Source organism: Paenibacillus hemerocallicola (assembly GCF_006265175.1).
Taxonomy (GTDB): Bacteria; Bacillota; Bacilli; order Paenibacillales; family NBRC-103111; genus Paenibacillus_AB; species Paenibacillus_AB hemerocallicola.
In genome coordinates, this window is the sequence record NZ_VDCQ01000005.1 from 80071 (window position 1) to 93166 (window position 13096).

The 13096-nt window shown below is 55.5% G+C and carries 15 protein-coding genes; all 15 read left to right on the forward strand.

The genetic code is table 11. The features are described from left to right. Nucleotides 1-5 precede the first annotated feature (5 nt). The 15 genes from spoIIIAE to dxs all read left to right on the forward strand — a co-directional run bounded on the left by spoIIIAE (nt 6) and on the right by dxs (nt 13094). On the forward strand, nt 6-1193 hold the full coding sequence (gene spoIIIAE, locus FE784_RS05055; RefSeq protein WP_139601041.1) for a stage III sporulation protein AE: 1188 nt from the start codon (nt 6-8) through the stop codon (nt 1191-1193). 45 nt (nt 1194-1238) lie between these two features. After that, a complete protein-coding gene (spoIIIAF, locus tag FE784_RS05060; RefSeq protein ID WP_139601042.1) occupies nt 1239-1940 on the forward strand; it encodes a stage III sporulation protein AF in 702 nt (233 codons plus the stop codon). A 19-nt stretch (nt 1941-1959) separates the two neighbouring features. Beyond that, nucleotides 1960-2598 carry a stage III sporulation protein AG gene (gene spoIIIAG, locus FE784_RS05065; RefSeq protein ID WP_246131910.1) on the forward strand — a complete coding sequence of 213 codons (639 nt, stop codon included), beginning with the start codon at nt 1960-1962 and terminating at the stop codon, nt 2596-2598. Nucleotides 2599-2652: 54 nt separating this feature from the next. Then, nucleotides 2653-3360 (forward strand): SpoIIIAH-like family protein, encoded by a 708-nt coding sequence (locus FE784_RS05070; protein WP_139601043.1) that lies wholly within the window; start codon nt 2653-2655, stop codon nt 3358-3360. 185 nt (nt 3361-3545) lie between these two features. Next, complete coding sequence (gene accB / locus FE784_RS05075; RefSeq protein ID WP_139601044.1) at nt 3546-4043, forward strand: acetyl-CoA carboxylase biotin carboxyl carrier protein; 498 nt, start codon at nt 3546-3548, stop codon at nt 4041-4043. A gap of 18 nt (nt 4044-4061) precedes the next feature. After that, the gene (gene accC, locus FE784_RS05080; RefSeq protein WP_139601045.1) at nt 4062-5420 is read left to right on the forward strand and encodes an acetyl-CoA carboxylase biotin carboxylase subunit; all 1359 of its coding nucleotides are present in this window, start codon (nt 4062-4064) and stop codon (nt 5418-5420) included. Between the two features lie 90 nt (nt 5421-5510). After that, nucleotides 5511-5927, forward strand: a complete 417-nt coding sequence (locus FE784_RS05085) for an Asp23/Gls24 family envelope stress response protein (protein WP_139601046.1) — start codon at nt 5511-5513, stop codon at nt 5925-5927. Nucleotides 5928-6011: 84 nt separating this feature from the next. Then, nucleotides 6012-6569 (forward strand): alkaline shock response membrane anchor protein AmaP, encoded by a 558-nt coding sequence (gene amaP, locus FE784_RS05090; protein ID WP_139601047.1) that lies wholly within the window; start codon nt 6012-6014, stop codon nt 6567-6569. Nucleotides 6570-6583: 14 nt separating this feature from the next. After that, nucleotides 6584-6820, forward strand: a complete 237-nt coding sequence (locus FE784_RS05095) for a DUF2273 domain-containing protein (RefSeq protein ID WP_139601048.1) — start codon at nt 6584-6586, stop codon at nt 6818-6820. Between the two features lie 113 nt (nt 6821-6933). Beyond that, the gene (gene nusB, locus FE784_RS05100; RefSeq protein ID WP_139601049.1) at nt 6934-7398 is read left to right on the forward strand and encodes a transcription antitermination factor NusB; all 465 of its coding nucleotides are present in this window, start codon (nt 6934-6936) and stop codon (nt 7396-7398) included. A 39-nt stretch (nt 7399-7437) separates the two neighbouring features. Then, on the forward strand, nt 7438-8289 hold the full coding sequence (gene folD, locus FE784_RS05105; protein WP_139601050.1) for a bifunctional methylenetetrahydrofolate dehydrogenase/methenyltetrahydrofolate cyclohydrolase FolD: 852 nt from the start codon (nt 7438-7440) through the stop codon (nt 8287-8289). Nucleotides 8290-8317: 28 nt separating this feature from the next. Next, nucleotides 8318-9673 (forward strand): exodeoxyribonuclease VII large subunit, encoded by a 1356-nt coding sequence (gene xseA, locus FE784_RS05110; RefSeq protein WP_139601051.1) that lies wholly within the window; start codon nt 8318-8320, stop codon nt 9671-9673. After that, nucleotides 9670-9915, forward strand: a complete 246-nt coding sequence (gene xseB / locus FE784_RS05115; protein WP_139601052.1) for an exodeoxyribonuclease VII small subunit — start codon at nt 9670-9672, stop codon at nt 9913-9915. The genes xseA and xseB overlap by 4 nt, the downstream gene beginning before the upstream one ends. Before the next feature lie 15 nt (nt 9916-9930). Further along, nucleotides 9931-10833, forward strand: coding sequence for a polyprenyl synthetase family protein (locus FE784_RS05120; RefSeq protein ID WP_139601053.1), 903 nt, complete (start codon nt 9931-9933; stop codon nt 10831-10833). A gap of 356 nt (nt 10834-11189) precedes the next feature. After that, nucleotides 11190-13094, forward strand: a complete 1905-nt coding sequence (gene dxs, locus FE784_RS05125) for a 1-deoxy-D-xylulose-5-phosphate synthase (protein ID WP_139601054.1) — start codon at nt 11190-11192, stop codon at nt 13092-13094. Nucleotides 13095-13096: the final 2 nt, after the last annotated feature.

A 13096-nucleotide genomic window follows, 5' to 3' on the forward strand; every position in this document is an offset into this window, starting at 1 on the left:
GGGAGATGAATCGCTTGATCCAGCAACGATCGCGTAGAACGGCAGCCGTCATGCTCTTCCTGTGGATCATGCTCGCCGGCACGGTCGTCCACGCGGATTCCCCGACCGAGACGATCGTCCGGGAGCAGGCGGAGCGGCTGCCGACGGAAAAGGTGGAAGGGTACTGGAAGCAGCTGATGAAGGAGTACGGGGGGTACTTTCCCGAGAACAAAACGCCGAGCTTCATGGATCTGGTCATGGGCGGCGAGGGCTTCGGCCTGAAGTCGATCGGCATTGCGATCGGCAAATATTTCCTCCATGAAGTCATTATCGGAGGGAAATTACTCGCATCGATCGTCATTCTGACCGTCTTCAGCATGATATTGGAATCACTGCAGAGCGCATTCGAACGAAACAATGTAAGCAAAGTCGCCTATGCGATTTCCTACATGGTGCTGCTGCTGATCGCGATCAACAGCTTCAGCGTGGCGATCGGATACGCCAAGACGGCGATAACGAACATGATCCAGTTCATGATCGCGATGATCCCGCTTATGCTGACGATGCTCGGGGCGATGGGCAACGTGACGACGGTAGCGGTTCTGCATCCGCTTATCGTGTTCATGATCCATGCGGTGGGCACCTTGATCTACACGGTCGTATTCCCGCTGCTGTTCTTCTCCGCCGTGCTTCATATCGTCAGCTCGATCAGCGACAAGTACAAGGTGACGCAGCTGGCCAACTTGCTTCGGAGGATCGGCGTTGCGGCGCTCGGCATTATGGTGACGGTATTTCTCGGAGTCATCTCGGTACAGGGGGGAACCGGGGCTGTTACGGACGGCGTAACGATCCGGACGGCCAAATACATTACCGGCAATTTCGTGCCGGTCGTCGGGAGATTGTTCTCGGACGCCTCGGAGACCGTAATCGGAGCATCGCTTCTCGTAAAAAATGCGGTAGGCATTTCCGGAGTCGCCATCATCGTCTTCCTGTGCACCTTCCCGGCGATGAAGATTATGGCGCTGGCGCTAATCTACAACGTTTCCGCAGCGGTTATGCAGCCGCTCGGATCGAATCCGATCATCAGCTGTCTGCAAACGATCGGCAAAAGCCTCATTTATGTATTCGCGGCGCTCGCTGCCGTAGGCTTCATGTTTTTTCTCGCCGTAACGATTCTGATTACGGTCGGAAACGTGTCCGTCATGATGCGCTGAACGTTTTCACCGATTCGACTTTATTCGTGCAAAGGAGCCGCACTCATGATCGATTGGCTGAGCGGTTGGCTGAGAGAAATCGTTTTGATCGTCCTGTTCGCGGCTTTCGTCGATCTGCTTCTACCCAACAATGCTTTTCAGCGCTATGTAAGGACCGTGCTCGGGCTGTTCATTTTACTCACGCTTTTGTCTCCGATCCTGACGTTGTTTCAGCAAAAATGGGATTCGCAAAAATTGCTCGCCTCGGTCGAACAGCTCGGCAGCCGCTCGATCGACGGAACATCGTTCGAGTCGATGAGGCCGCTTCAAGCGATTATGCAGGATGCGGAGCGATGGCGGCAAAACGACCGGACGGAAGCGCAGCGGCTGATGGAGCTTCAATTGGCAGCCGAGCTGCAGCAGAGCATCGGAGATTCGGAGCAAGTACGGGTGAAACAAGTCAAGCTGCAAATGAGCTATGACAATAACGGAACGCCCAGCATGAACCATATGCAGGTGGTCCTTAATCATATAGAAGCAGCACCGGCCGCTGCCAAGCCGCAGGGCGAGGCGGCCGGCCGCAAGCCGATCGGTGCCGTAGAGCCCGTCCATATCGATATTCGGATAGGAGCGGCGACGGTCAAGCCGGACGAGGGCAAGCTTACGCCCGAACAAATTACCGCCAAGCAGCGCATATTCGAGCAGTTGAACAAGCAATGGAAGTTGAATCGGGACCAAGTTACGCTGCTCTACGAGACCGAGCTTTAGGAATGAGAGGTGAGCTCATTTGGCAAAATGGCTGCAATGGCTGGAGCAGAAAGTCGGAGGAGGGCCGGGCGGCCCCAAAAGGGTCGGCACGTTCCGCTGGCTGATGCTGCTGGGCTTGCTGGGAGTAGCCTTGATGATCCTCAACTCGTTCCTGAACATCAAGACGGTCGAGCAGCCGCAGGAGGATCCGGGCGGAGCGCCCGAGCCGCAGACCCAGCAAGCATTCGCGGGCAAAGCCGGCAACGAAAGATCCGGATTTCGCGATTACGAGGATGCGTACGGAGGAGCAATCAAAGATATTTTGCAAAAAGTAGTCGGGATCGGCGATGTGGAAGTGCTGGTTACGATCGAGTCGACCGAAGAAACGATTGTTCATTCCGATACGAAGGAAACCCAACAAATTACGAATGAGAAAGACCAGAACGGATCGACCCGCCACATCACCGAAATATCACGAAGCGGAGAGGTAGTCCTCTATGAAGCGTCAGGCGGTCAAACTCCGATCGTGTTAAAAAAAATAAAACCGCGCATAAGGGGGGTTGTCGTCGTCGCCAAAGGAGCCGAAAATTTGACGGTCAAGCAAATGATCGCGGAAGCGGTCGGCCGGGGACTGGACGTTCCCGCGCACCGGATATCCGTACTGCCCCGGAAGCAATAGACGGCAGCGGGCAGCGAACTACCATAACGATAAGTTTAGAGGAGGAAACGATCGATGAATACGAAAAGACAAACGGTTTGGCTCGTATCGATGCTTAGCTTGATGGTGGTGCTCTCCGCGTATTACTTGTTCACGGAAGACGTGAACGATCTCGATCTGACAAAGCAGCAGACGGCAGCGGGCAACGAAATCAAAGTCGACACGATCGCGACGGGCGCCGCAACGACGACGAAAACAAACCCGCTCTCGGACAAAGCGGCTACGGATACTAAAGCGGCAACAACGGATAAAGCGGCGACAACCGACAAAGCTGCAACAACGGACAAAGCTGCACAAGGAGACGCGGCTGCAACGACGAGCAAGCCCAAGACAGACGAAGAAGTATTGAAGCAAGTAACGGCCAAGGCGACTTCCGGCAGCGACTACTTTGCATCCACCCAAATGAAGCGGAATGAAGAACTGGCGAAGCAAACGGAAAAATGGATGACCGTCAGCCTGGATTCGAAAAAGTCGACGGAAGAAGTGGAAAAAGCGCTCGCCGAATTGCAAAAGCTGCAGGATCAGGACGAGAAGGTAACGAACCTGGAAGACGTGCTCGCCAAACAGTTCAAAAATGCCGTCGTCCTGCAGGAAAGCGGCAAATGGAAAGTGGTCGTTCAAGCGGCCAAGCTGGAGAAAAGCCAAGGGGTCAGCATCGTCGATCTCGTCATGCAGGAGCTTGGCGTAACGCCCGACAAAGTATCCGTACAATATTTGCAATAAGGCTTGCGCGCTCGAAAGGGCGGAATACCGCCGGACCGACGGAAGGACCTCTGGGCAGCCAGGGGTCTTTCGGTTCTCCGAAACGGCTCGTCATAAACTTGTTTATGTGCGATTGACGGTTGTGATATAATACAAGCATTGCCCGTCCGAGCAAGCGCTTCACAATCGTTGAAGGAGTGAAACCGATGTTTAAATTAAGCGAAATCAAAGAATTGATCAAACTGGTCGATACGACGACCGTGCAAGAGCTGGAAATCGAAAACGAAGGCTCGCGCCTTTTAATCCGTAAACCGAATAAAACCGAATCCGTCGTCGTGACGCATGCTCCGGCGGTTCATCCTAACTCTTACATAACGGCACCATCCATCGCGGCCCCGGCCCAAGTACAATCGGTACCGACCCAGGAGGCGAGCGTGCCGGAGGCCGTCGATCCTAGCGTGGGATTGCACAAAATTACTTCGCCCATGGTAGGCACCTTCTACTCGGCATCGGCGCCGGGCGCGGCACCTTTCGTCGGAATCGGCGACCGCGTCAGCGAGAAAACGACCGTATGCATCGTCGAAGCGATGAAGCTGATGAACCCGATCGAAGCGGAAGTGAAAGGGGAAATCGTCGACGTCCTCGTGGAAAACGGACAGCTCGTCGAATACGGACAAACCTTGTTCCTGGTGAAACCGGAATAAATGGAGGATAATGCGGACATGACGTTTCATAAAATTTTGGTGGCGAACCGCGGCGAGATCGCGGTCCGCATCATTCGCGCCTGCCGGGAGCTGGGCATCTACACGGTTGCCGTATACTCGGAGGCCGACCGGGATTCGCTTCACGTCCGATTGGCCGACGAAGCGTACTGCATCGGTCCGATCTTGTCGAAGGACAGCTATTTGAACTTTACGAATTTGATGAGCGTGGCGACGCTGACCGAATCCGACGCGGTCCATCCGGGATACGGCTTCTTGGCTGAGAATGCCGATTTTGCGGAAATATGCGAGCAATGCAACATTACGTTTATCGGACCTTCCCCGCAGGCGATCAGCAAGATGGGGGACAAGGCGGTAGCGAAGCAAACGATGAAGGAAGCGAATGTTCCGGTTATTCCCGGCTCGGACGGCCTGATCCAGGATTTGGACGAAGCCGTAAGGATCGCGCGGGATATCGGCTACCCGGTCATCATCAAGGCGACGGCCGGCGGCGGAGGCAAAGGAATCCGGATCGCCGACGACGAGGAGTCGCTCGTCCAGCAAATTACGACCGCGCAGCAGGAAGCGCAGAAAGCGTTCGGCAATGCGGGCGTTTACTTGGAAAAATATTTGACGGGCATGAAGCACGTCGAAATTCAAATATTGGCCGACAAGCACGGCAACGTCGTTCATTTGGGCGAGCGGGACTGCTCGGTGCAGCGGCGCAGACAAAAGCTTGTGGAAGAAGCGCCTTGCCCCGTGCTCACGCCCGAAATTCGCGCGGCCATGGGACAGGCAGCCGTCCGGGCGGCGCAAGCCGTCGAATATTCCGGAGCGGGCACGCTAGAATTTTTGCTCGGTGCCGACGGCAATTTTTATTTCATGGAGATGAATACGCGCATTCAGGTCGAGCACCCGGTGACCGAGATGATTACGAACATCGATATCATCAAGGAAATGATCCTTGTCGCGCAAGGAGAGCCGCTTTCCTTCAGACAAGAGGACGTACGCATCAACGGCTGGTCTATCGAGTGCCGGATCAATGCGGAAGATCCGGAGCGCAATTTCATGCCGTCTCCGGGGCAGATCCAATTTTATTTGCCGCCGGGCGGTCCGGGCGTCCGCGTGGATAGCGGCGCTTATCAGGGCTATACGATTTCCCCGCACTACGACTCTATGATCGCGAAGCTGATCGTGTGGGCGCCAACCCGAGACGAGGCGATTGCCAGGATGCGCAGGGCGCTTGGCGAATTCGCCGTCGAGGGCATCCATACGACGATCGGATTCCATCTGAAGCTGATGGACCACAAGAAGTTCCAGGCGGGAACGTTCGATATCAAATTTCTCGAGGAGCACGACGTGAACGATCCCGAATCGTGACAACTGCCGGCGTTCCGTATCGTTTGTCATAAAAATGGCAAAATGGTATAGTAATAGTATAGACAAGACGTCTGGGAGGTGTTTGAGATCATGAGCACGTTGGCTACGGAATTCGAGAAGACGGATATAGGAACGATTCAAATCGCCCCGGAAGTGATCGAGGTGATCGCGGGACTCGCGACCGTGGAAGTGCAGGGCGTAGCGGGGATGAGCGGAGGTTTTGGCGGGGGCATCGCCGAATTGCTCGGCCGCAAAAATTTGTCAAAAGGCGTCAAGGTGGAAGTCGGGCAACGCGAAGCCGCCGTTGACGTATCGATTATCGTGGAATTCGGCAACCGGATTCCCGAGGTGGCGAGCGCCATCCAGCGCAATGTGAAGCAGACCATCGAGTCGATGACCGGATTGGCAGTCGTAGAGGTTAACGTACATATTCATGACGTTCAGTTCAAGACGACGGATAAGCAAATACCAATAGAAGAAGAAACGGCGGTGCAGCGAGTCAAGTAACGGGCTCGCTCTCGTCACGGGGACGGAGGCTGTCCGTGGGGACGGCCTCGTCGGCCCCGCTTACGCGGAAGGGGACGGACCAGCGTGATCAAAGTATTGGACCGGTTGCTGCTTTTTTTGTATACGCTGATTATCGGAATCAGCGTAGTCTTTTTTTTGACCGCATCGTTTGGATGGGTACCGATCGAGACGTCCGGGAACTTTGTTCGCAACTTGTATTACGAAGGCTCCACCGCCTATCCGGCGATCGCGATCGGCCTGTTCGTGCTGCTCGTAACGTGCCGGTTTTTCTATGTTTCGGTACGTCGGGGGCGCGGTCAAGTGCCTTCGATCGATCAAAGAACCGATTTTGGAGATATCCGCATCTCGCTGGAGACGGTCGAGAATTTGGCGTTGAAGTCGGCCGGCCGCGTTAGAGGCGTGAAAGATATGAAGGCCAAAGTATCGGTAAGCGATGCGGGGCTCGATATCGTGATACGGGCCGTGGTAGACGGAGAAAGCTCGATACCCGAGCTGTCGGAAGACATGCAGCGGTCGGTCAAAAACCATATCGAGGAAATAACGGGCATCCCCGTCGCGGGCGTTTCCGTATTCGTGGCCAACGTCATGCAATCCCAGGCGTTTAAAAGCAGAGTCGAATAGAGGTGGCTTGCGCGATGTGGAACGAGCTGTGGGAACGGCACAAAGGCCGCCTGATCGGCGTCGCTTCTGGCTTGTTTTTGGGCATCATATACTTGATCTTCGGATTTTGGGACATGCTGATCGTTGCATTTATTATTGCGGTTTGCGCTTATGCGGGCGGCAAGTACGACGCGAACGGGTTCCGGTTTAACGCGGACGAGTGGCTAAGCAAGCTGAGCAGACTTGCGGATCGTTGGAGATGGTTTCGTTAACGGCGGAAGGCGGTTCCACCTAGGAAACGGCCTTCTTCTGTTTTGTACGCATGATTTTGTGGTATATTGAACGCAGAGGCGTTCGGATAGAAGGCAGGAGGATGATTCGCGCGATGAAGCGTAGATTGGCCAGGGAAATCGCGTTGCAAAGCTTGTACCACATCGAGATGAACGACGTATCGCCGGAGTTGGCGATCGAGACCGTTCTGGAGGAAGCGCGGAGCGACAATGAAGCCGATTTGGCCGTCGGCGACGGGGATGTTGCGGGTACGCCTTATTTGACCGGCTTGGTCGAGGGGACGTCCGGCAATAAGGAACGAATAGATGAGACGCTTAGCGCCTACTTGACCGGCTGGAAAGTGGACAGGCTGTCCAAGGTAGACAGGCAAATTTTGCGGCTCGCAGCCTACGAAATGCTGTTCGGCACCGAAGTTCCGCCAAAGGTCGTCGTCAATGAAGCGATCGAGCTGGCGAAGCGGTTCGGCTCCGACGAGTCCGGAAAATTCGTTAACGGCGTGCTGGGCAAGCTGATCAAGGAACTGGATACGATCAAGAGCAATTATGAAACGACGCAATGACGTTGCTATTTCGAAGATGGACCAGAGGGAGGAACATGGATGTCCCAGCATATTATTGACGGGAAACAGCTTGTAGGCGACATTCGCGGCAAAATCAAGGAAGAAGTGGACGCTCTGGCGGCAGAGGGCTTTCGCCCCGGCCTTGCCGTCGTGTTGGTGGGAGAAGATCCCGCATCGGCCGTCTATGTGCGCAATAAAGCCAAGTCGTGCGACCAGGTAGGCATATACTCCGAAGTGCATCGTTTGCCGGCGGAAACGACGCAAGCCGAACTGCTCGAGCTGGTGGACAAGCTGAACCGCGCTGCGAACATACACGGTATACTCGTGCAGCTTCCGCTGCCGAAGCATATATCCGAGGACGCGGTAATCGATGCGATTGCGATAGAGAAGGACGTGGACGGTTTTCATCCGATCAACGTCGGCAACCTTTCGATCGGCAAGCCGAGCCTGCTTCCTTGCACGCCGGCAGGCGTTATCGAAATCATCAAGCGGACGGGAACGACGATTTCCGGCAAAAAAGCCGTCGTTATCGGGCGCAGCAACATCGTAGGCAAACCGGTATCGATGCTGCTTCTGCGCGAAAACGCCACGGTCACGATCTGCCACTCGCGCACGGAGAATATGAAGGAGCTTTGCCGCGAAGCGGATATTCTTGTGGTTGCGATCGGCAAGCCGAAATTCGTCACCAAAGAATTCGTGAAGCCGGGAGCGGTCGTCATCGATGTCGGCATTAACCGGCTGGAGGACGGCAAGCTTGCGGGCGACGTCGATTTCGACGATGTTGTCGACACGGCCGGCCCTATTACCCCGGTACCGGGAGTCGTAGGTCCGATGACCATCACAATGCTGCTGCAAAATACGCTGCAGGCCGCTAAAGCGCTGCGCAAATAAGCGAAGCGGGATAGGACGACGATAAGCGATGCAGAATCCGGATAAAGTATTGTCCGTTAAAGATTTGACGCGATATATCAAAATGAAGCTCGAAGGGGATTCGGTGCTTCAGGATGTGTGGGTAAGAGGCGAGCTGTCCAATTTCACGCACCATTCGAGCGGACATATGTATTTTACGCTCAAGGATGCGGCCAGCCGGGTCAAATGCATCATGTTCGCCTCCAACAACCAGCGGCTTGGTTTCATTCCGCGCGACGGCTCCAAAGTAATAGCCAGGGGAAACATTTCCGTCTTCGAGCGGGACGGTCAGTACCAGATGTATGTGACCCACATGCAGCAGGACGGGATCGGCAACTTGTATTTGGCCTTCGAGCAATTGAAAAAAAAGCTGGGGGACGAAGGGCTGTTCGCGTCGGAACGGAAAAGAGCGATTCCGAAATTTCCGCAAACGGTAGGCGTAATCACCTCGCCTACGGGAGCGGCCGTTCGGGATATCGTTACAACATTGCAGAGACGTTATCCGTCGGCGTCCATTCTGCTGTATCCCGTGCTTGTGCAGGGCTCGCAAGCCGCCCCAAGCATCGCGCGGGCTATTGACGCGATGAACAGGCATAGCGAAGCGGATGTGCTGATCGTCGGCCGCGGCGGAGGCTCGCTGGAGGAGTTGTGGGCGTTTAACGAAGAGATGGTCGCAAGGAGCATATTCGGCTCGGCTATCCCGGTCATCTCGGCGGTCGGTCACGAAACGGACTTCACGATCGCCGATTTCGTCGCCGATTTGCGGGCGGCTACGCCGACGGCTGCAGCGGAGCTTGCCGTGCCGCATCATCTGGAATTGAAGCAGCATTTTGTCCATTTGTCGCAGCGGCTGCTCAAAGGATTGTCGGCGCAGGTGACCGTCAAGAAGGAGCAATTGAACCGGCTGCGCCGGTCGCCCGTGCTGACGCAACCGCGAAGGCAGCTGCAAGAGCCGGCCCAACGGCTCGACCGACTGAGGGAGCAGCTGGCGTTCCGGCTGCGGGAGAAGGTTTCCGCGTCACGGGAGTCGGCGATCAAGCTGGAGCGCAAGCTGTCGGCCCACAATCCGAAGCAGCAGCTCGGCTTCGCCAAGAAGCGGATCGACGTAGCCCGTCATCAGCTGCTTCAGTCGATGCAGGCGGTATACAAGGAGACTCGTCACCGTTATACGGTGCAGCTGCGCCAGCTGGATGCGCTTAGTCCGCTCAAGGTGATGCAGCGGGGATACAGTCTTGCTTATGATGAGAAGCAGCAGCGGATCATCAAATCGGTCAGCCAGGTTCAACCCGGCGATATGATCCGGATCCGGCTGACGGACGGCAAGCTCGATTGTCACGTGTGGGGAATGGAGGAGGAACGGGGATGAGTAACGCAGAGGCGGAAAACGGAGTAAGCTTCGAGCAAGCCATGGACAAGCTGGAGCAGATCGTCTCCAAGCTCGAGAGCGGCGATGTACCGCTCGAGAAGGCGATCGAATTGTTTCAGGAGGGTATGGCGCTGTCGCATTTATGCGGCCAAAAGCTGGAGCAGGTGGAACAGAAAATCGAGACGCTGCTGGAAGAAAACGGAAACTTCGTAAAAAAGCCGTTCCAACCGGCTTCGGACTAAAGGGAGATTGGATACATGTGTTATCCGTCCATTAAGGACTATATCAAGGGTCATGCGGAGCGGATCGAACGGGAGCTCGCCGCCTGCTTGCCCGCGGAATGGCAGGTTCCGGCCGTGCTGCGCGAATCGATGGACTATTCGCTTATGGCGGGCGGGAAGCGGATGAGACCCATTATGGTTATCGCCGCGGCGGAAGCATGCAACGGCTCGGCGGACGCGGCATTGCCCGTCGCCTGCGCGGTGGAGATGGTACATACGTATTCGCTCATCCACGACGACCTGCCGGCCTTGGATAACGACGATTATCGACGCGGCCGGCTGACCAATCATAAGATGTTCGGCGATGCGACGGCCATACTGGCAGGCGACGCCCTGCTGACTCACGCTTTTTTCGCCGCGGCGAGAACGGCCCGTCAGCACGGAATTTCCGCGGACCGGGTATTGGCCGTAATCGAGGATTTGGCCGAGTATGCCGGTCCGCGGGGAATGGTCGGCGGACAAGTAGCCGATATGCTGGGAGAACAAGGGCTGACGAAGCTGGAAGAGCTGGAGTATATCCATTTGCACAAAACGAGCGATTTGATCGTGTTTTCGCTGAAGGCCGGAGGCCGCATCGGCGGAGCGACGGAACGTCAATTGCAGGCGCTCGAAACGTTCGGAACGAATATCGGGCTTGCTTTCCAAATCCAAGACGACATTCTGGATGTCGTCGGAGACGCGAGCAAGCTGGGTAAAGCCGTTCGAAGCGACGAGAAAATGCAAAAGGTAACGTACCCGTATTTCATCGGCTTGGACGCTTCGCGCCAAAAAGTCAAGGAGCTGACCGAGCAGGGTAAGGAAGCGATCGTTCGCGCGGAGATTCCCGATCCGGAAAGACTGCTGCAGCTTGCCGATTATTTGATGCAGAGGGACCATTAGAGGCTGGCGGGGCGCATTCGCGTTTTCCGCCGTTTTGCGCTGTTTTGCGATGCTTGTCCGATCAGGAAACGCCGGGTTTCGACAACTTCGTTGAGCGTTAATTCGCGGATATGGTATAATGTTGGATATGAAGTTCGGTGGATACGACGCAAGCGGGCAATACTAGCAGGGAACACCGCTAAGGCATGCTGCTCACCGGACTTGTGTCGGCTGCGACCGTTGACTGTATGGCAAGGGGAAGAACGCTTTCGACCCCGATCGCAGGCGGCATTGCGCGGCCGGTAGTCGAACGTTCATCCTTCCCGACAGCCTGACGGGCGTAAACATTAAGTCGAACGGAAAGCGAGGGCACAAACGTGCTTCTAAATCAAATCAATAGCCCGGCCGATCTCAAGAAGCTGAGCGTTCCCCAGTTGGAGACGCTGGCTGAAGAAATACGCGGCTTTCTCATTGAAAAATTATCGATAACCGGCGGTCATCTCGCCCCGAATCTCGGGGTTGTCGAGTTGACGCTGGCGCTCCACTATTTGTTCGACAGCCCGAAGGATAAGTTTATATTCGACGTAGGCCATCAATCTTACGTCCATAAAATATTGACCGGGCGCAAAGGACGTTTCGACACGCTGCGCAAATACAAAGGCTTGTGCGGGTTCGTGAAAATGTCCGAAAGCGAGCATGACGTTTGGGAAGCCGGCCACAGCAGCACTTCGCTGTCCGCCGCCATGGGAATGGCAATCGCCCGGGATTTGAAGGGCGAGGACAACAAGATCGTCGCCATCATCGGAGACGGAGCTTTGACGGGCGGCATGGCGCTTGAAGCGATGAACCATATCGGACACGAGCGTAAAAATATGACCGTGATTCTGAACGACAACGAAATGTCGATCGCTCCCAATGTCGGCGCCCTGCACAATTATTTGAATAAAATCCGCACCGACAAGCATTACAACAAAGTAAAAGAAGAATTCGAGCATTTGCTCAAAAAAATACCGGCCATAGGCGGAACGCTCGCCAAAACGGCCGAACGGTTAAAGGACAGCCTGAAATATTTGGTAGTGACGGGCGTATGGTTCGAGGAGCTCGGCTTCAAATATTTCGGACCGGTCGACGGTCACAACCTGACCCAGCTGTTTGAGACGTTCAAGCAGGCCGAGAAAGTAAACGGTCCCGTTCTCATTCACGTCATTACGGTTAAAGGAAAAGGCTATTTGCCGGCGGAAGCGGATTCCCATGCGTGGCACGGCGGCGGTCCGTACAAGATCGAGTCGGGGCAGTTCGTCAAGGTTGTCGGACCTCCGGTGTATACCGACGTGTTCGGCAACACCTTGATCGAGCTGGCGGAGAAGGATGAACGGATCGTGGCGGTTACCCCCGCTATGCCCAAAGGCTCGGGGCTCGAGAAGTTTGCCGATGCATTCCCTGGACGGATGCTCGACGTAGGCATTGCCGAGCAGCATGCGGCTACCTTATGCGCTGCGTTGTCTCTGGAAGGCATGAAGCCTGTCTTCGCGGTATATTCAACGTTCATGCAGCGCGCTTATGACCAGATCGTACACGATATATGCCGCCAAAATACGAATGTCGTCTTTGCGATCGATCGCGCAGGGTTCGTCGGCGCCGACGGGGAGACCCATCAGGGCGTCTACGACATCGCCTTTATGCGCAGCATTCCGAACATGGTGCTGATGATGCCGAAGGACGAGAATGAATTGCGTCACATGATGAAAACGGCGTTCGACTACAACGAAGGTCCGATTGCAGTCAGATATCCGCGTCTGAACGGCGTAGGCGTCAAAATGGACGAGGAATTGAAGCCGATTCCGATCGGTTCGTGGGAAACGGTCCGCGAAGGCGAGAAGTTTGCGATATTGGCTTCCGGAGCGCCGATGCTGGAGCTGGCCGCCAGTGCGGCGGAGCTGCTCAAGAGCGACGGGATTAATCCGCGAATCGTCAATGCGCGGTTTCTGAAGCCGCTGGACGAAAATATGCTGATCGGTCTGTACGAGGACGGTTATCACTTATTGACGCTTGAAGAGGGCGCCGTTCTCGGCGGGTTCGGCAGCGCGGTATTGGAGTTTTATGCCAGCCGCGGTATTTACGGAGTCAAGGTCAAGCCTATCGGCATTCCCGATTATTTCGTAGAGCACGGGAGTCCGAAGGAGCAGCGTCAGGAAGTCGGATTGACTCCGGAGCGGATCGTAACGGAAATGAAAGCGATGCTGCCCCGCAAGCGGCAGGCGGCCGGCTTAAAGTCCAGGTAGGA